This window comes from Pararoseomonas sp. SCSIO 73927 (assembly GCF_037040815.1).
Taxonomy (GTDB): domain Bacteria; phylum Pseudomonadota; class Alphaproteobacteria; order Acetobacterales; family Acetobacteraceae; genus Roseomonas.
Genome location: NZ_CP146232.1, coordinates 3,636,540 through 3,653,515, shown reverse-complemented (window position 1 = coordinate 3,653,515; position 16,976 = coordinate 3,636,540). Strand labels below are relative to the sequence as shown.

22 protein-coding genes are annotated in these 16,976 nt (G+C 73.4%); 5 read left to right on the top strand and 17 right to left on the bottom strand.

What is annotated here, in order from left to right; all coding sequences use genetic code 11:
* Positions 1 to 69: 69 nt before the first annotated feature.
* From VQH23_RS17205 to rpsD, 3 genes are all read right to left on the bottom strand, one after another.
* Entirely contained in the window at positions 70 to 1,296 is a 1,227-nt protein-coding gene (locus VQH23_RS17205; RefSeq protein WP_338661956.1) for an MFS transporter, read from the bottom strand.
* A 99-nt stretch (positions 1,297 to 1,395) separates the two neighbouring features.
* Complete coding sequence (locus tag VQH23_RS17200) at positions 1,396 to 2,172, bottom strand: hypothetical protein (RefSeq protein WP_338661955.1); 777 nt, start codon at positions 2,170 to 2,172, stop codon at positions 1,396 to 1,398.
* Between the two features lie 112 nt (positions 2,173 to 2,284).
* Positions 2,285 to 2,902 carry a 30S ribosomal protein S4 gene (rpsD, locus tag VQH23_RS17195; RefSeq protein WP_338661954.1) on the bottom strand — a complete coding sequence of 206 codons (618 nt, stop codon included), beginning with the start codon at positions 2,900 to 2,902 and terminating at the stop codon, positions 2,285 to 2,287.
* Between the two features lie 238 nt (positions 2,903 to 3,140).
* Here rpsD and VQH23_RS17190 point away from each other — a divergent pair, with 238 nt between their 5' ends.
* Both VQH23_RS17190 and VQH23_RS17185 read left to right on the top strand, forming a co-directional pair.
* Complete coding sequence (locus VQH23_RS17190) at positions 3,141 to 3,359, top strand: hypothetical protein (RefSeq protein WP_338661953.1); 219 nt, start codon at positions 3,141 to 3,143, stop codon at positions 3,357 to 3,359.
* Between the two features lie 10 nt (positions 3,360 to 3,369).
* Entirely contained in the window at positions 3,370 to 3,825 is a 456-nt protein-coding gene (locus VQH23_RS17185) for a DUF3237 domain-containing protein (protein WP_338661952.1), read from the top strand.
* A 4-nt stretch (positions 3,826 to 3,829) separates the two neighbouring features.
* Here VQH23_RS17185 and VQH23_RS17180 read toward each other — a convergent pair whose 3' ends face one another.
* The 4 genes from VQH23_RS17180 to VQH23_RS17165 all read right to left on the bottom strand — a co-directional run bounded on the left by VQH23_RS17180 (position 3,830) and on the right by VQH23_RS17165 (position 6,945).
* Positions 3,830 to 4,294: a hypothetical protein gene (locus tag VQH23_RS17180; protein WP_338661951.1), complete on the bottom strand. Its 465-nt coding sequence runs from the start codon at positions 4,292 to 4,294 to the stop codon at positions 3,830 to 3,832.
* 34 nt (positions 4,295 to 4,328) lie between these two features.
* Entirely contained in the window at positions 4,329 to 5,303 is a 975-nt protein-coding gene (locus VQH23_RS17175) for a tripartite tricarboxylate transporter substrate binding protein (RefSeq protein WP_338661950.1), read from the bottom strand.
* Between the two features lie 144 nt (positions 5,304 to 5,447).
* On the bottom strand, positions 5,448 to 6,395 hold the full coding sequence (locus VQH23_RS17170; protein ID WP_338661949.1) for an amidohydrolase family protein: 948 nt from the start codon (positions 6,393 to 6,395) through the stop codon (positions 5,448 to 5,450).
* 82 nt (positions 6,396 to 6,477) lie between these two features.
* Positions 6,478 to 6,945, bottom strand: a complete 468-nt coding sequence (locus VQH23_RS17165) for a MarR family transcriptional regulator (protein WP_338661948.1) — start codon at positions 6,943 to 6,945, stop codon at positions 6,478 to 6,480.
* 56 nt (positions 6,946 to 7,001) lie between these two features.
* On the opposite strand from VQH23_RS17165, the gene VQH23_RS17160 reads away from it, so the two are divergent.
* On the top strand, positions 7,002 to 8,267 hold the full coding sequence (locus VQH23_RS17160) for a flavin-dependent oxidoreductase (RefSeq protein WP_338661947.1): 1,266 nt from the start codon (positions 7,002 to 7,004) through the stop codon (positions 8,265 to 8,267).
* A 28-nt stretch (positions 8,268 to 8,295) separates the two neighbouring features.
* On the opposite strand, the gene VQH23_RS17155 is transcribed toward VQH23_RS17160, so the two are convergent.
* Genes VQH23_RS17155 through VQH23_RS17145 form a run of 3 tightly spaced genes read right to left on the bottom strand, consistent with a single transcriptional unit; the run spans position 8,296 to position 10,678 of the window.
* Complete coding sequence (locus tag VQH23_RS17155; RefSeq protein WP_338661946.1) at positions 8,296 to 9,012, bottom strand: lysophospholipid acyltransferase family protein; 717 nt, start codon at positions 9,010 to 9,012, stop codon at positions 8,296 to 8,298.
* Positions 9,012 to 9,998 (bottom strand): phosphatidate cytidylyltransferase, encoded by a 987-nt coding sequence (locus VQH23_RS17150; protein WP_338661945.1) that lies wholly within the window; start codon positions 9,996 to 9,998, stop codon positions 9,012 to 9,014. Before VQH23_RS17150 ends, VQH23_RS17155 begins: the two co-directional genes overlap by 1 nt.
* Positions 9,995 to 10,678 (bottom strand): CDP-alcohol phosphatidyltransferase family protein, encoded by a 684-nt coding sequence (locus VQH23_RS17145; protein ID WP_338661944.1) that lies wholly within the window; start codon positions 10,676 to 10,678, stop codon positions 9,995 to 9,997. Before VQH23_RS17145 ends, VQH23_RS17150 begins: the two co-directional genes overlap by 4 nt.
* Before the next feature lie 102 nt (positions 10,679 to 10,780).
* Here VQH23_RS17145 and VQH23_RS17140 point away from each other — a divergent pair, with 102 nt between their 5' ends.
* A complete protein-coding gene (locus VQH23_RS17140; protein ID WP_338661943.1) occupies positions 10,781 to 11,749 on the top strand; it encodes a tripartite tricarboxylate transporter substrate binding protein in 969 nt (322 codons plus the stop codon).
* 19 nt (positions 11,750 to 11,768) lie between these two features.
* Here VQH23_RS17140 and VQH23_RS17135 read toward each other — a convergent pair whose 3' ends face one another.
* From VQH23_RS17135 to VQH23_RS17120, 4 genes are all read right to left on the bottom strand, one after another.
* Positions 11,769 to 12,722, bottom strand: a complete 954-nt coding sequence (locus VQH23_RS17135) for a DUF305 domain-containing protein (RefSeq protein ID WP_338661942.1) — start codon at positions 12,720 to 12,722, stop codon at positions 11,769 to 11,771.
* A gap of 97 nt (positions 12,723 to 12,819) precedes the next feature.
* On the bottom strand, positions 12,820 to 13,566 hold the full coding sequence (locus VQH23_RS17130) for a sulfite exporter TauE/SafE family protein (protein ID WP_338661941.1): 747 nt from the start codon (positions 13,564 to 13,566) through the stop codon (positions 12,820 to 12,822).
* Positions 13,567 to 13,600: 34 nt separating this feature from the next.
* Positions 13,601 to 14,434 carry an RNA methyltransferase gene (locus VQH23_RS17125; protein ID WP_338661940.1) on the bottom strand — a complete coding sequence of 278 codons (834 nt, stop codon included), beginning with the start codon at positions 14,432 to 14,434 and terminating at the stop codon, positions 13,601 to 13,603.
* Between the two features lie 77 nt (positions 14,435 to 14,511).
* Positions 14,512 to 14,850, bottom strand: a complete 339-nt coding sequence (locus tag VQH23_RS17120; RefSeq protein ID WP_338661939.1) for a DUF6525 family protein — start codon at positions 14,848 to 14,850, stop codon at positions 14,512 to 14,514.
* Positions 14,851 to 14,918: 68 nt separating this feature from the next.
* Here VQH23_RS17120 and VQH23_RS17115 point away from each other — a divergent pair, with 68 nt between their 5' ends.
* On the top strand, positions 14,919 to 15,524 hold the full coding sequence (locus VQH23_RS17115; RefSeq protein ID WP_338661938.1) for a DUF1826 domain-containing protein: 606 nt from the start codon (positions 14,919 to 14,921) through the stop codon (positions 15,522 to 15,524).
* Between the two features lie 137 nt (positions 15,525 to 15,661).
* Here the strand turns inward: VQH23_RS17115 and VQH23_RS17110 are convergent, their stop codons facing one another.
* From VQH23_RS17110 to VQH23_RS17100, 3 genes are all read right to left on the bottom strand, one after another.
* Entirely contained in the window at positions 15,662 to 16,036 is a 375-nt protein-coding gene (locus tag VQH23_RS17110; RefSeq protein WP_338661937.1) for a DUF1488 family protein, read from the bottom strand.
* 74 nt (positions 16,037 to 16,110) lie between these two features.
* The gene (locus VQH23_RS17105; protein WP_338661936.1) at positions 16,111 to 16,716 is read right to left on the bottom strand and encodes an exopolysaccharide biosynthesis protein; all 606 of its coding nucleotides are present in this window, start codon (positions 16,714 to 16,716) and stop codon (positions 16,111 to 16,113) included.
* Positions 16,717 to 16,740: 24 nt separating this feature from the next.
* The gene (locus VQH23_RS17100; protein ID WP_338661935.1) at positions 16,741 to 16,944 is read right to left on the bottom strand and encodes a hypothetical protein; all 204 of its coding nucleotides are present in this window, start codon (positions 16,942 to 16,944) and stop codon (positions 16,741 to 16,743) included.
* Between the last annotated feature and the right edge of the window lie 32 nt (positions 16,945 to 16,976).

The following is a 16,976-nucleotide window of genomic DNA, read 5'->3' as shown; positions in this document are numbered from 1 at the left end:
GTCAACATGGCAGAGGGCCGCGATCCGCTTTCCCGCGCGGGGCGGCCGCAAGGCGCCGAGGCGTGGAGCTCAGGGGCTGTCGCCCGGCCGGCCCCTCGCCCTTGCGGTGACCACGCCGCCGGCGAGGCCGAAAAGAGCCAGCTGGGCGGCCATGACGAGGAGAGCGAGGTCGTAGCTCCCGGTCCAGCCGACAAGCAGGGTGAAGGCCAGCGGCCCGAGGATCGAGCCGACGAAGCCGAAGAGGCCGACGGCCGAGGTGACGTCGCTGACGAGGTGCAGGGGTGAGACGCGCGCCAGCTCCGCCATGTGCACGCCGTTCCAGCCGATCGCCGTCACGCCCACCAGGGCGGCGCAGCCGTAGAGGGCCCAGGCTCCCTCGCCGCCGACCGCCACGAGGAGGGCGACAGCCAAGGCGGACGCGAGGGCCTGCAGGAGCAGGTGCCGGAGGGCGTGGCCCATGCGGTCCGCCAGCCCGCCCAGCGCGATCCGCCCGGCCATGCTGGCGAGCTGCATCACCGCGACGATCCGCCCGGCCTCCGCAAGGGAGGCGCCGTGGCGGGTGATGGCGTAGGTGGCGGTGAAGGCCATGAGGCAGGACTGCAGCACGGAGAAGGAGGCGCAGAGGCCCGTGAGCAGTGGCAGGGAGGGGTGCGCGCGCAGGACGCGGACGGAATGCGCCGCGGCGGCCGGGGAGAGGAGCGCGCGGGCCCAGCCGCGCCGTTCCGGGGCGCGGTCGTTATCCAGCCTTCGGCGGAAGGGCTGCACGAGGAGGATCGTGAGCAGCACGATGCCGATGATCGTCCACAGGGCGCCGGAGAGGCCCTGCGAGAGGACCAGCGGCGCGACGGCGAGGCCCGCCAGGGCGCCGCCCAGGGGAACGCCGGCCTGCTTGATGGAGAAGATGAGCGTGCGGTGCCGGGGCGGGGCGGCCCGGACGAGGATCTGGCTGCCGGCCGGCGTGTTGTGGCCGGTGCCGAAGCCGATCGCGAGCGCGCCGAGGAGCCCGAGCAGGCCCAGGGGCTGCGAGAGGGCGAGGAGGCCGAGCGCCATGCAGACGAGGCCGAGTTGCAGGGTACGGACCGGGCCGTGGTGGCCGAGCATCGGCCCGCCGCAGGCCAGGCACCAGCAGATGCCGCCCGAGGTCATGGCGGAGACGAGGCCGATGCTCTCCGGCGCGAGGCCGGCGCGGGCCATCAGCGGCGGGCCCAGCAGCGGCACGGCGAGGGAGGCGAAGGAGCTGACGGTCTGGACGAGGAGGGTCGCGACCAGGGCGCTGACCCACAGGGGCAACCTCAAATCTTGCGTTCCGCCCTCTCATCGGCCCGGTCCCCTACGCCGCCGGGGCGGGCGGGAGTGTGCCGGGGGATGGGCGCGGCGGCTAGGTGGCCGCGCGCCCTAGACCGGCAGGGGACCGGCGCGGCGGCGCTGCCAGGCCACGGCAAAGACGAGGGCCAGCATCACGCCGGCGGCCAGGGCGGCGGGGATGTTCACTTGGTTCACGCCGAGATTGGCGGCGACGACGCCGACGAAGGCCCAGAGGATGGCGCCGGCGAACCAGGAGGCGTCTCGCCGCAGCAGCCAGACGAGGGCGGCGGCAGCGCCTCCGGCCGCCAGCAGGATGATGACGGCGGCGAGCGTGGCGGCGATGCCGTGCTCCGGCAGGATGCCGGTGGCGCGGGCGGCGGAGGAAAGGTTCACGAAGCTGGCGGCGGTGAGCCAGCCCGCCAGAAGCCCGGTGAGCGGGGCGACGATCCAGCGGGCGGCGAGGCCGGGTTCGGGCGTGTTGCGGGCCGTGAACAGGGCCCAGAGGGCGCAAGCGAGGCTGGCCAGGATGATGAGGAAGAGACCGAAGCCGACCGAGGCGGTGAGCTGGGAGGTGACCTGCCAGAGGGTGTTGAGGGCGAAGCTGCCGGCGAGCGGCCAGCCCGTGCGCCGGGCCAGGGCGCTGTCGCGGTTGGCGGGCAGGAACTGCCAGATGCCGTAGGCAGCGGCGAGGGCGAAAATGAGGCTCCAGATCGAGAAGGCGTAGCCGGCGGGCACCACGGGGGTGCGGGTGGCGGCGGAGACGACGGCCATGGAGGTGCCGAGGCCGAGGGCCGGCAGGAAGGCGGTGACGATCTGCACCCAGGGCAGGATGAGGCAGAGAAGGCGGCGGAGCTGGTCCTGCGGCATGGCGATGCGATCCCCCGAAAACAGAGACGGCCGGAGGGTATCCCCTCCGGCCGTCCGGGCAACGCTTCGAAGAGCGCCCTGGTTCAGCGCGAGTAGAACTCGGACCTCAAGATCAGCGCGAGTAGAACTCGACGACCAGGTTCGGCTCCATCTGCACAGGGTAGGGCACGTCCGACAGCTTCGGGGCGCGGACGAAGGAGCCCTTCATCTGGCGGTGGTCCACCTGGATGTACTCGGGCACGTCGCGCTCGCCGGACTGGGCGGCGTCGAGCACGGCGGTGAGGCCCTTCGACTTCTCCTTCACCTCGATCAGGTCGCCGTCCTTCACGAGGTAGGAGGCGATGTTCACCTTCTGCCCGTTGACGGTGATGTGGCCGTGGTTGACGAACTGGCGGGCGGCGAAAGGCGTGACCACGAACTTCATGCGGTACACCACGCAGTCCAGGCGGCGCTCCAGCAGCTCGATCAGGTTCTCGGAGGTGTCGCCCTTACGGCGCACGGCCTCGTCGTAGTACTTGCGGAACTGCTTCTCGCCGATGTTGCCGTAGTAGCCCTTGAGCTTCTGCTTCGCCATCAGCTGGATGCCGAAGTCGGTCGGCTTGTTCTTACGGCGCTGGCCGTGCTGACCGGGGCCGTACTCGCGCTTGGCGATCGGGGACTTGGCGCGGCCCCAGAGGTTCACGCCGAGGCGGCGATTGATCTTGTACTTGCTTTCCGCGCGCTTGGTCATGCGCCGGCTCCTTCATCGCAGTCCGGGCTGGCGGCCGAGCCAGTTGATCTGGCAGCTCGTTGCCCGTGGTGTTGTCCCGGTAGTCCTTCGGCGCCCGCGGGAATGCGGGGCCGGGGCGGGCGCGCGCCACTTCGGGGCAAAGGCCCCTGGGCACGTCCACGTTCCCGGGAAGAGCGGCGGCCGATAGGGGATCGGGGGGCGCTTGTCAAACCGGATCAGGCTCCGTAACGGGCGCGGCATGGGAATCCGCGAAGACATCCTCGTTCTCGGGCTGACGGCCGGCGTCATGGGGGCGCTGGTGGGGGGGCTGATGCTCGCCCTGGGGCTGGGGCTGGTCACGCAGAGCGTGCATGCCGGCTGGGTGCTGGTGCTTCCGGCCGCGCCGGTGGCGGGGTGGATCGGGAAGATCCTGGCGAAGCGGGTGGTGAAGCGGCTCGAGGACGAGAAGCGGATCTGAGGGGCAGGCAATGGCGGAAGCGCTGGGCGAGTTCGTCGGGGAGCTGGACGTGGCGGTGGGGCCGCCGGTGCTGGTGGGCGCGACCCCGCTGGGGAAGCGGCGGATCATCCCGATCCTGGGCGGGCGGGCCTTCGGGCCGCGGATGGAGGGGGAGATCCTGCCCGGTGGGGCGGACTTCCAGCTGATCCGGCCGGACGGGGTGGCGGAGATCGAGGCGCGCTACACGCTGCGGCTGAGCGACGGGGCGCTCGTCTACGTGGTGAACCGCGGGCTGCGGACGGCGGCGCCGGAGGACATGGCGCGGCTGATGCGCGGGGAGCCGGTGCCGCCGGAGCGGGTCTATTTCCGCACCTCGCCCGTGTTCGAGACCGCGGCGGCGGACCATGCCTGGCTGGGGCGGAGCCTCTTCGTCGGCTTCGGGGAGCGGCGGCCGGAGAGCGTGCGGATCCGAGTTTTCGCGGTCTAGGAGTTCAGGCCGGCCAGAGCGTGATAGCGATGACGTCCGGCTCGACCGGCACGCTGTCGTCCCGGCTGCCCTGGAACTCCATCCAGGCGATCCGCGCCCTCACCGATGGCGTGTCCAGGAGGAAGAAGGGGCCGCACGGCAGGGGATCGGGGCTGGAAGGGCTGGAGATCGAGAAGCGGCGCGAGGGGAAGGACAGATCGGCCGTCCTGACCCGGGTCCAGGGATTGCCGGTCATCGGCTCGGCCTCGGGGTGCTCCGACTCGGCATCGTGGATGGCGAAGTCGATGCGCTGCTGCAGGCAGCCCTCGGTATAGACCACGAGGCCGGCGGGCGGGACGAAGAGGCTGCGCTCCATCATCTCCGGCGTGATCTCCTCGGGGGGCCGGAACGCCGCATCCTCGGGGTCGACGAGGTAGAACTGGCCGTAGTCGGCCTGCCACGCGAGGCTCGCCCAGCCGCGGAGTGCCAAGGTCGGTCCTTCCCTGTTCCGGTCGCGCCGGAGCCTACTCGATGGCGCGGAAGCCTGTCTTCCTCACCACCTCGGCCCAGCGGGCGGTCTCGGCGCGCATGTGGGCGCTGAAGGCCTCCCGGTTCCGGGGGGCGGCGCGAAAGCCGGCCTCCTCCATCTTCGTGCGGAGCGCGGGGGCGGCCAGGGCGCGGCCCACGGCCTCGTCCAGCGAGGCGAGGGTGCTGGCGGGGGTGGCGGCGGGGGCGACGAGGCCGAACCAGGCGTCGAAGGCGAGGGCGGGGCGGCCGAGCTCGGTGGTGGTGGGGACTTCCGGCAAGAGGGGGGAGCGGGCGGGGCCGGTGACGGCAAGGGCCTTCAGCTTGCCGGCGCGCACATGCGGGGCGACGAGGGCAACGGTGCCGAACATGCCCTGGACGTTGCCGTTCAGGATCGCCGTCATGGCATCGCCGGTGGAGCGGAAATGGACGGCCTCGGCGGGGAAGCCGGCCTCGTTCGCCAGGATGGCGGCGCCGAAATGGCCGGGGGTGCCGGCGCCGAAGGTGCCCATGAAGACCTGGTTCTGCGCCTTCGCCCAGGTGACGTAGTCGGCCAGGGAGTTGGCGGCGACGGTGATGGGGACGACGAGGGCGAAGTCGGCTGCGGCGACCTGGGAGACGGGGGCGAAGTCCTTCGCGGGGTCGTAAGGCAGGCGGGCATAGGTGCTGGGGGCCATGGCGAGCTGGCCGACCTCCCCGAAAAGGAGGGCGGTGCCGTCCGCCGGGGCGGCGCGGGCCACCTCCTGGGCGGCGATGGCGCCGGCGGCGCCGGGCTTGTTATCCACCACGACGCCGGCGGGCAGAGAGTCGCGAAGGCCCTCCGCGAGGATGCGGCCGACCACGTCCGGGCCGCTGCCGGGCGGGAAGCCGAGGACGAGGCGCATCGGGCGGTCCGGCAGGGCGGCGCGCGCGGCGAAGGGCATGAGGAGACCGGTCGCGAGGGCGGCGCGGCGGCTGATGCCGTTGGACGTCATGGAGGTTTCCTGTCCCGTCTCTCGCCTTGTCCGGCGCCCGGTCTGGTTGGATGGGCCGGCGGCGTGTGTGCCGCGATCTCGTGCATGGCGCCATCGTTGCGGTCAACGGGTGGGGAGAGGGACGCGCCCCCTCCCCTTCCCCGGTCAGGTCCTCGGGAAGTCGTAGAGCTCGGCGGGGTTGTCCACGAGGATGCGGCGGCGCGCGGTCTCGTCGGGCACCCAGTTCGTGAGGAGGTCGAAGAGCACGGCGTCGTCGGGCTTCTTGTCCGCGGCCTCCGTCGGGTGTGGCCAGTCGCTGCCCCAGACCATGCGCTGCGGCGCGGCGGCGGCGAAGGCGCGGGCGACGGCGCTCGAATCGGCGTAGGCGGGCGGGCCGGACCTGGTGTCGGCATAGGCGCCGGAGAGCTTCACCCAGGTGTTGCCCCGGTCGATCAGGGACCGGACCAGCTTGAAGGTTTCGCTCTCCACGCCGGCGGGCTGGGGGCAGTGGGCCAGGTGGTCGAAGACGAGCTTGCCGCGGACGCGGCGGAAGGTGTCGCCGGCCTCCACGATCTTCTCGCCGGGCATGTTGATCTGGCAGTGCCAGCCGAGCGCGTCCACGCGCTGCGAGAGGGGTTCCAGCATCTCCAGCGTGGTGGCGCCGAACTGGGCGAGGTTGAAGCGGATGCCGCGGATGCCCGCGGCGTGCAGGCGCTGCAGCTCCGCGTCGGTGACGGAGGTGTTGACCACGGCGACGCCGCGGAAGTTGGGGCCCAGCGCGGCCATGCCGGCCAGGGTGGGCGTGTTGTCCGTGCCGTAGAGCGAGGGCTGGACCACGACGCCGCGCGTGGTGCCGATGCGCGCCTGAAGCTTGCGGTAGTCGTCCGGCGAGGCGTCGGGCGCGGCGAGGCCGCCCGGGGCGGGCGGGGTGCGGTTGTCGTAGATGTGGAAGTGGCAGTCGCAGGCGTTCGGCGGGGCGCGGAAGCGCGGCGCTTCGGCGCCGGCGGAGAAGGGGATGGCGTGCTGGCCGAGGGCGGGGCGCGCGAGGGCGGCGGCCGAGAGGGCGGCGGCGCCGGCGAGGACGGTTCGCCGGCCGTGCTGGGGGATGGTCATCGGTTTCCTCCGTTCCGCCCTTTCCGGGCGGCTGGTGGAGGCTAGGCCCGGCGCTCGCGCGACGGCAACGTGAAGCGCCCGCTCAGCCGCCGGGAGACAGACGGTCCAGCAGAACGGGCAGCGCCTCGGCCTCCGCGGCGGAGAGGCCGGCGGTGATCCGCGCCTCGTGCTCGGCGATGACCGGCTTCAGGCGGCGCAGCGTGGCGCGGCCGGCGGCGGTGGCGTTCAGGCCGATGCTGCGGCGGTCCGGGCCCGCTAGGCGCTCCAGCATTCCCTGGGCCTGCAGGTGGTCCAGCAGCGGCGCGGCGCGGGAGCGGCCATGGCCCATGGCGGCGGCCAGCCGCGCGGGGGCGATGCCGGGGTTGGCCGCCACGATCGACAGGGCGGCCAGCAGCGGCGGGGTGAAGCCCATCGGGGCGAGCGTCGCCTCTAGGTCCCGGATCACGCGCAGGTAGGCGCGCTTGATGCCGTAGGAGACGGTGCCGGCCAGGGGGCCGAAGCCGGCCCCGAGGTTGGCAGCATCCGGGATGTCGTCGTCCGGATCGTTCAACTGTTGAACCTTTCCTCTCGCGCTGCCATCCTGCCCGGCAACAGGAGGAACGGCCAATGCATGTTGTGATTTCCGGTGGCGGGATCGGCGGGCTGACGCTGGCGATGGCGCTCCACCAGGCGGGGATTGGGGTGGAGGTCCACGAGGCGGTGGCGGCGCCGCGCGCGCTCGGCGTCGGGATCAACCTGCTGCCCCACGCAGTGCGGGAGCTGACGGAGTTGGGGCTGGGCGAGCGCGTGCTGGCCGCCGGCGTGCCGACGCGGGAGCTGCTCTACGCCACGCGGCGGGGTGAGGAGGTGTGGCGCGAGGACCGGGGGCTGGCCGCCGGATACCGCTGGCCGCAGGTGAGCATCCATCGCGGCGAACTGTTCATGCTGCTCCTGGCGGCCGCGCGGGAGCGGCTGGGCGATGCGGTGCATCTCGGCTCCCGCGGGATCGGGGCGGAGTCGGACGCCGATGGCGCGACGCTGCGGCTGGAGGGCGGCGGCGCGGCGCGGGGCGACGTGGTGGTGGCCGCGGACGGCATCCACAGCGCCATCCGGGCGGCCTGGGACCCGCATGAGGGGGCGCCGCGCTGGAACGCGAACCTGATGTGGCGGGCGGTGTCCGAGCACCCGGGCTACCTGACCGGCCGGACCATGGTGCAGGCCGGGACAGGCGACCTGAAGTTCGTCTGCTACCCGATCCGGGAAGCGACGGCGGAGCGGCCGGCCCTCATCAACTGGATCGCCGAGAAGCGGATGCCCGCGGATATGCACTGGGCGCGGGAGGACTGGAACCGGGCCGGGCGGATCGAGGACTTCCTGCCGGACTTCGCGGGGTGGGAGTGGCCGTGGCTCTCCGTGCCATCCCTGATCCGGGCGACGGAGGAGGTGTACGAGTTCCCGATGGTGGACCGCGATCCCCTGCCGGAGTGGACGCGCGGGCGGGTGACGCTGCTGGGGGATGCGGCGCACCCGATGTACCCGATCGGGTCCAACGGGGCGTCGCAGGGCATCCTGGACGCGCGCACCCTGGCCTATCACCTGGCGGTGGAGGGCAATGCCGCGGCGGGGCTGCGGGCCTACGAGGCGGCGCGGCGGCCGGCGACCTCGGCGCTGGTGGAGGCGGCGCGGGGCCAGGGGCCGGACCTCGTGCTGGACCTGGCGGATCAGCGGGCGCCGGACGGGTTCGAGGCCGTGGGCGGGCGCGAGGCGGTGCTGCCCTTCTCCGAGTTGGAGGGGATCTCGCTCGGCTACAAGCGGAAGGCGGGGTTCGACCCGGTGCTGCTGAATGCGCGGCCCAGCCTCTCGGCGCGGCTGGGCAGGACGGCCACGGCCTGATCGGGCGGGAGGGCGCCTTCCGCTTGCCTCAGGGGGCGAGGCGGCGGACGGCGTTCTCCGTGGCGGCGGCGACGGATTGCCAGCCGGCCTTGTCGTTCGCAGCCTCCGCGAAGCGGAGCGGCGGGCCGATGGTGAGCGAGAGCGGGCGGAAGGGGCGTGGGGTGGCGGATTGTGCGGGCCAGGCCTCCCGCGCGCCCTCCAGCCAGCAGGGCACGACCGGGATCTCGGTGCCGGCGACGAGCATCCCGAGGCCGGGCTGGAAGGGGGCCATGGCGCCGTCGCGGCTGCGGGTGCCCTCGGGGAAGAGGATGTAGACGAGGCGATCCTCGGCGAGGCGGTGACGCATGGCGTCGAGGTCCGCGCGGCGGGAGCGGCCGCGCCAGACCGGCAGGGCGTTGATGGCGTAGGCCGCGAAGGCGGAGACGGCGGGGTTGGCGAAGAACAGGTCGCCGGCGGCCATGGCGTGGGCGCGGCGCGCGGCGGTGCCGCGCAGGGCGGCGGCGAGGGCCAGGGCGTCCAGGTGGCTGGCGTGGTTGGCGACGAGGACGAAGGGCGGCTCCGCCGGCAGGTTCTCCCGGCCCGTGACGCGGAAGCCGTGGAGGGCGGAGAGGTAGCCGCGCACGCCGCGGCGCCAGGTGGCGTTGAGCGCGAGGCCGACGAGGCCCTGCTCCCGCGCGAGGCTCTTGAACCGATCGGCGGGGGAGAGGCCGAGGTCGCGGGCGGGGCGGAGGTGCCAGTCCTGCATCAGTGGCCCGTCAGCACGCGGGTGGGAGCCGCGAGGCCGAAGCCGACGAAGTAGCCGACGAGGTGGAAGACGGCCGGGGCGACGAGGAGGAGGGAGTTGAAGCGGTCCAGCACGCCCCCGTGCCCGGGCAGGACGGTGCCCATGTCCTTGATGCCGAGGTCGCGCTTGATGGAGGAGAGGAGGAGGTCGCCCATCTGGCCGGCGACGCTGACGAGCGCGCCCATGGCGACGAGCCAGACGGGGTTGGCCAGCGGCGTGCCGCGGAAGATGGCGGCGCCGACGAAGGCGACGAGGGTGGTGGTGACGATCACCGCGCCGAGGGAGCCGGAGACGGTCTTGTTCGGGCTGGTGGCGGGAATGAGCTTGGGCCCGCCGATGAGCTTCCCGCAGGTGAAGGCGGCGACGTCGTTCAGCGCGACGGCGGTGAGGAGGAGGAGGACGAGGGGGCGGTAGCCCGGGTCGTTCGCCATGTAGCCGAGATGGGCGAGGCCGGCGCCGAAGAGCATGAAGGCGAGGATGGCGAGCGCCGTGCGCTGGATGTAGCCGGCGGGGCGGTCCAGCGGGATCGTCACCACGGCCAGCAGGCACGCCATGAGCGGCCAGAGGGCGACGAAGAAACCGTACCAGTGGTCCAGCGCCGCGAAGTTCACGGCGAGGATGCCGATGACGATGGTGGCGCTGAGCAGGCGTTCCCGGAACAGGCCGGTGGCGCGGGCGTATTCCCGGTAGCAGAGCAGCGAGAGGATCGTGACGGCGCCGATGGTCCATTCCCGCCCGAGCAGGACAGGGCCGAGCATCAGCGGCAGGAGGACGCACCAGGAGGCCCAGCGGAGCCAGAGCTCGCGCCGGAACTCGGGCTTGGCGCGGCCGGATTTCGAGAGCCAGAGGATGGCGAGGCCCGACACCGCCAGGACGGCCAGGGTGGCGGTGATGATGCCAGTGGTGACGGGGTGGGCGAAGGCGCCGCCCTCGGGGTGCGGGATCATCTGGCGCGGAGCTTTCCGGCGATGCCGTTCAGGCGGCGGAGCGCGGTGAGCGCGGCGAGCGCGGTGATGACGACCAGCGCCCAGAAGTGCAGCGGGGCGTGCCATGCGACCGGTGTGACGGCGCAGAACACGGCGAGCGCGGTGACCAGGGCCATGCGCTGCTGCTTCGCCATGGGGCCGCGGAAATCGCTCGGCGTGCCGGCGGCCTTTCCCGTCGCGCGGACATAGGCGGTGGACATGGCGGCGAGGGCTGCGGCGAGGCCCCAGGCGGGGCTGCCGGCGGCGACCCCGAGGCCGAGCAGGGTGGCGGTGTCGGAGACGCGGTCCGGGATCTCGTTCCACAGCTCGCCGACCGGGGAGGCGACGCCGCGGCCGATGGCCACCATGCCGTCCATCAGGTTGGCCAGGAGCCGGAGCTGGACGAGGAGGGCGCCGAGGAGCCAGAGGGGGCGTGCGGCCTCCGGCAGCCACGCCGTGCCGGCCAGGGCGAGGCCGGCGAGGATCCCCGCGACCATCCCCGCGCCGGAGATGCCGTTGGGCGAGGCGCGGCGGGCGATGAGCCAGGCGGCGAGGCGGTTGGCGAAGCCGGTGTCGCGGGCGGCGATGGGGCGGCGGTCCGCCCCCTGCCCTACTCCGTCCCTCGGCCCGTCCCTCGGCCCGCCCTGTCCTGCTGTTTCCATGGCGGGGAGAGTGGCAGGGCCGGGGCGCGAGGCCAACCGCGCTCGGATTGAGCGGCCACGGCTCCGTCGATAGGCTCCCGCGCACGAACGGGAGGGACTCCGATGGCGGGCAAGGCGTGGGCGCGCGTGGGGCGGTGGTGCGCGGGTGTGCTGGCGGCGCTGGCGCTGCCGGGGATGGCCCTGGCGCAGGAGAGCTTCCCGTCCCGCCCCGTGCAGCTGATCGTGCCCTACCCGCCCGGCGGGAACACGGACCTGATGGCGCGCGCGCTGCAGCCCGCCCTCTCCCGCGCGCTGGGGCAGAGCGTGGTGATCGTGAACCGCGGCGGGGCATCGGGCACGATCGGGGACGCGGAGATCGCACGCGCCCGGCCGGACGGGTACACGATCGGGCTCTCGCCCAACACACCGCTGACGGCGCAGACGCACCTGGTGCCGCTGAGCTACTCGCTGGACAGCTTCCGCTTCCTCTGCCTCGTCTACGACAACCCGCAGGTGCTGGTGCTGGCGAAGGACGCGCCCTTCGCCGACATCGCGGGCATGGTGGCCTATGGGCGCGGGCGGCAGGAGGCGCTGGTCTACGGCTCGCCCGGGCAGGGCAGCACGCAGCACATCCTGATCGCGCGGCTGCTGAAGGCGGCGGGGGTGGAGGGGCTGCACGTGCCCTTCACCGGGGCCGCGCCGATGGCGCAGGCGGCGCTGGGCCGGCAGATCATGGGCTTCGTCGAGAGCCCGTCCATCCCGGTCTCCACCGGGCTGCCGGTGGCCGGGGTGTTCGGGGCGCAGCGGCTGGCCACCTTGCCGAACGTGCCGACGGTGACGGAGGCAGAGTATCCCATCACCGGCAGCTCGGCGGGCGGGCTGGTGGCGCCGGCGGGGCTGCCTGATTCGATCGCCGAGGCCATCCAGAAGGCCTGCAAGGAGGCGGTGGAGAGCGAGAGCTTCGCGACGGCGGCGGGGCGGCTGAACGCCGTGCCGAGCTACGCACCGGGGCCGGAGTTCCGCGCGCGCTTCGCGGCGGAGAGCGACAGCAACCGGCAGGTGCTGCGCGATCTCGGGATGGCGCGGGAGTAGCCGGGCGGCGGTCCGGCCCTCAGTGCGCGTGGTGCGCCGCCCGGCCATGGGCGGCGCGAGGCCGCGTCGCGGCGCCTCCGCCCACATCGCCGGCATGAGGCTGCGGTGCGGCGTCCCGTGCCGTTGCAGGGGTCGTCGCAGGTAGCGCCGCAGGGGCCGCCCCGGGCACAGCCGCGGCGGGCGCGGGGGCGGTGCCGTGGCTGGCATGGGCGCCGTGCGACATGCCCTGCATCCCGTGGATCATGGAGGCCGGGACGGGAACGGCATCGGCGTCGCCGGGGTAGGCGGCCGCCGCGCGCCGCATGAGCGCGATCTCCTGCGTCTGGTCGGTCACGATGTCCACGTTCAGGAGGCGCAGGAAGGTGTTCCGGGCGTCCGGATCGGCCTGGTAGGCGGCGGCCATGTCCAGCGCGGCCCGGTGGTGGATCTCCATGGCCCTGGCGAACTGCACGTCGCGCGCGGTGACGGGACCGGTCGGGGCCGTGAGCGGGGTCGGGACGGGGTACTTGAGGAAGCGGTACCGGAGGGCGAGCCCCTCCCCCTCCTCGGCGGAGGGCTGCACGGCCAGGCAGGCCTCTCCGAGGCAGAGCGTGGACGGGGGCCGGGCGAGGTTCCGGGCGACCTCGTCGAGCAGGGCGATCTCGTAGCGCTGATTGTGGATGATGGCCCGGGCGAGACCCTTCAGCAGCGGGCTGCCGGCGGCGGGGTCGCGCAGGTACTCCTGCGACATGGTCAGGGCGCCGGCATGGTGGGCGCGCATGCCCGAGACGTAGTCCCCATCGGCCTTCAGGGCCCCGGCCAGGCCCGCGGCCGGGACGACGGTGTAGCTCTGGGAGACGGTGGGCACCACGCCCTCGTCCGATCCCTCCCCCACCATGGCGCGCGCGGGGGAGGCGGCGAGGAGCGCGGTGGCGAGAAGGATTGCGAGGCGCCCGGCGAGGGGGGCGGGCCCGCGGGCATGGACCGGCGGCATCGTCGGACTCCTGTCGCTCTGCCCGGCACGGCAGCGCCCGGACTTCCGTGCTGCAAGGTGGGGCTTGCCACGGTGGGAAGGTCAAGCGTCGCCGGCATTACCCGCGGAGGGGCAGGCCGAGCACGGCCGCGAGGGCGATGAGGGCGAAGCAGGCGCGGCGGAAGGCCTGCTCGCTCGCCCGGCCGAAGAGGCGGGCGCCGGCCCAGAGGCCGAGGGCGTAGCCGGGGGCGACAAGGGCGGCGAGAAGGAGGACCTCCGCCGTGAGGAGGCCGCCGACAAGATAGACGGCCGCGCTGACAAGGCCGGAGGCGGCGAAGAAGAGGACGATGTTGGCCCGCACCCGGGCGGCGGGGATGGCGCCGCCGAGCCAGTAAGCCACCACAGGCGGGCCGCCCATCCCCGCGGCGCCGGAGAAGAGGCCGGAGGCGGCGCCCACCCCGACCGAGAGCGGCAGGGCCGGGCGGCCGTGGTAGCGCCAGCCGGAGGCGAGAAGCGCGAGCATCGCGAGCGCCAGGGCGCACATGCCCCAGCGCAGGGCCGTGGGGTCCAGGTGGAGGAGGAGCCAGGTGCCGGCCGGGGTTCCCGCCAGGGCGCCGAGGAGGAGGGATCCGACCTCCCGCCGCTCCGCGCCGCGCCAGGCGGCGGGGACCAGCGGGAAGGCGGTGATGTTGTCCACCACGAGGAGGAGTGGCACCGCGATGCGCGGGCCGAGGGCGGCGCTGGCGAGGGGAATGAAGATCAGCGCCGCCCCAAAGCCGGAGAAGCCGCGGGCCAGCCCGGCCACCGCCGCGATGGCGACCGTGGCGGCCAGGGTTCCGGCGGGGGGCAGTTCGGAGGGGGACATGGGGCTCCCGTGGGTTGCTGCCGGCCCGGGCCGGTCAGCCGTCGATCTGCGGGTCCACCGTCGGGATCGGTGCCGGATCCGGCGCGGCGGGGCCGCCGCGGGCGACGCGGCCGCGGGCGAGTTCCGTGACCACGCCGTGCAGGGTGCGCAGCTCCTGCTCCGTCACCTCGCCGCGCTCGAAGAGGTGGCGGAGATTGCGGACCATGCCCGGGCGCTTGGGCAGGTTGTCGAGGAAGCCGCAGGCGTCCAGCTCCCGCGTCAGGCGGCCGAGGAAGCCCTCCAGCTCACCTTTCGTCGCCACGCGCGTCTCGTTCGTCATCAGTGCGCGGGGCGGCGTGGTCTCCGCGGCCATCCACCACTCGTAGGAGAGGATCATCACGGCCTGGGCGAGGTTGAGGCTCATGTGGACGGGGTTGAGCGGGTAGCGCACCAGGGTGTCGGCGCGGGCCATGTCCTCGTTCTCCAGCCCGGCGCGCTCCGGCCCGAAGAGAATCGCGGCGCGCTTGCCCTCCGCGTTGACGGCGCGCAGGTCCTCGGCGGCGCTGCGGGCAGTGCGGACGGGGATGACGACGTGGCGCGGGCGCGGGCAGGTGGCGAAGACGCGGTGGCAGTCGGCCACGGCGTCGTCCACCGTCTCGTGGATCGTGGCGGCGTCCAGGATGCGGTCGGCGCCGGAGGCGGCGCGCCAGGCGGTCTCCTGCGGCCAGCCGTCGCGCGGGGCGACGATGCGGAGGTGGAACAGGCCGCCATTCGCCATGGCGCGGGCCGTGGTGCCGATGTTCTGCGCCATCTGCGGGCGGACGAGGACCACGATAGGGCTCTCGCCGGGCGGGGGTGTCAGGGCGGCGCCGCCCTCTTTGCCGGTCATGCCCGTGGGATGCCGCTTGGGGCCGGGCGCGGCAAGCGGGAAGACGCGGGGGCTGGGCTGTGCGCCGCGGGCGGAGTTCAGGCGGCGCGCCGCAGCACGCTGGCGCGGGCGGCGACGTGCGGCAGGGGAGCACCGTGCGCCTGGCGATGGGCGGCGTCGAAGATGTCGCGCTCCATCGCCTCCAATCGGTCGAGGTGGTTGAGGAGGGTGCGCTCGGCACGGGCGGAGGAGGCGTGGCGGCGGCGGAAGAGGCGCCAGAGCCGAAGGGTGTTCACCGACCAGGGATCGTAGGCGTGCTGCTGCATGCGGCGGCGGATTTGGGGCGGCAGGCTGTCGTAGCAGGCCCAGTCGTCGCCGGCATGGCGGAGCCAGGCGGCGTCGCGGGCGGTGGTGTCGTTGTGGCCGAGGCGAGGCATGCAGGCGGGTCTTGTCCATAACTTCGGTTTGTTATGTTATAACGTTCTACCTTGCTGGGTGTGAAGACGTGGGTTTTCAGCTGGAGAGTTTCGCCGGGGCCGGCGGGGCGGAGGCGGTCGCGGCGGGCGATCCGGCGGTGCTGTTTCGGGTGCTCTCCCCGGGGATGCGACTGGCCATCTGGCAGAGACGGCCGCCCCGGCACTGGGCAGGGCGGGTTACGCCCCTGCTGGCGGCCGGGCCGTTCCGCGCCGTGGCCGAGGATGAGCCGGAGGTGGCAGTGGATCGGGTCCTGGCCGCGCTGCCGGTGCCGCCCCCGGCCCTGATGGTTCAGGACATGCGGATGCTGGCCGGGCTTTTCGCCGTGATCACAGTTTGCCCCAGGGTCCGGATTCGGCTGGAAGGGGTGGAAGGTATCCCCTGCCCCCGCTGGCACGCCGACGCGGTGCCCCTGAGGCTGCTCTGCACCTACCGCGGTATCGGGACGGAATGGCTGGCCGGCGCCGGCGTCGGCGGAGTGCCGAACGGGATCGCGGCTCCAAGCGTGGCGGTGCTCAAGGGCCGCGGCTTTCCGGGGGAGCCGGATGGAGGGTGCCTGCACCGCTCGCCGCCCCGGGGCGGCAGGCGGCTGGTGCTGTGCATCGACCTGCCCGGCCATTTCCCGGACGAGGCGTGATGAAGGAGACGACGGTGGCGCGGTGCCCGTCCTGGCGGCCGGCAAAGGCAGCACCCGGAGCGCGGGCGGTGCCCCCGGGGCTGGCCACGTCGGTCGCGCCGGCCGGCTAGTCGCCGGCGCCCGGTGCGGGCCCGGCTTCAGCGCTGAGAGGTGGCCTGCGCGGCGGTGCCCGGCGGATCGGGATCCTCATCGAGATCCGCGGACCAAACATGCACCGTCCGGTCCATGGCCCCGTCGCGCTGCCGAAACTTCGTGATGGCGGCCCGCTCGATCTGCCCGCGGAGACGCAGGAACTCCGACATGATGTCGCGCGGCAGGTTGGAGTAGCGGCCGCCCGCATCCTGGATGGCCGCCTTGGAGACGGAGCAGGAAAGCGCCTCCCCGAGCATCTCCACCTCGAACAGGACGCGGTCGTGGAGCCATCGGGGCGAGCGGAGGAGGACGAGGTTCGCCGCCGCGGGCGGGGGTGTGCCGGCGGCGCCGGGCGAGGTGGTGGGCGGGTTCTGTCTCATTCGTCACCCTAGGCGTTATGGCCCCCCGCATGGGCGCACGTTTCCGGCATGGCGGATGCAGGCCGGAACGGTGCTCAGCCGCTCAGCCAGAGCGTGGTCTCGACCATGCCCCAGACCACCATTGCCGCGGCGATGACGAGTCCGGCGGCCAGGGCGATGGCGAGGGTGAGGAGCAGCCCGTCCTCCTCGAGATAGGCGATGGCCATCAGCACGATGATGAGGCCCGGAGGGATGTTGCTCAGCGGCAGGGGCACGAGCAGGCAGGCGCCGAGGAGGAGGATCGCGGCGCCCACCACGCGCTTGGTCGCCTGGAAGGGCGTGGGCCATCGCGGGCGGCTGAACCGCTCGATGAAGCGGAGCGCCGGGACGGCGCGGGCGAGGAGGGCGGCGAAGCGCTCGGCCCGGATCGGGCGCGCGGCGATGCGCTGCGGGAAGACCGGCGCGGCGCGGCCCAGCATCATCTGGAAAGCGGGAACGGCCACGAGGAGGCCGGCGACCACCGAGATGCCGGGAAGAAGGCCGGCCGTGCCGAAAAGCAGCAGGAGGATGCCGAAGGAGCGCTCGCGCAGATGCGCGAGGACCCAGGCCAGGGTGACGCCCTCCGGCGGCGCCTCCCTCCGCAGCCGTTCCATCACGGCGGAGGTGGGTTCATGCGCCGGGAGTCGGTCCCCTGGGATCATGGCGGGCCGTCCGGGGGGTGCCGGCTAGGGCTCGTCCGCGCGGTGGGAGGCCAGCGCGATCTCCAGCGCCTCCATCTCCGGGAAGGTCCTGAGCTCGCCGCTGGATACCATGGCGTGCAGGCGGCCCATGAGGGTGGCGGCGGCGTCGGAGATGCGGGCGAGATCGCGGAGGGCCGCGTCCCGCTCGCCGCAGAGGTGCTCGATATCGCTGGGCTGGTGAGTGATCACGACGCGCAAACTCCTGCCGCATGGCACGGGTG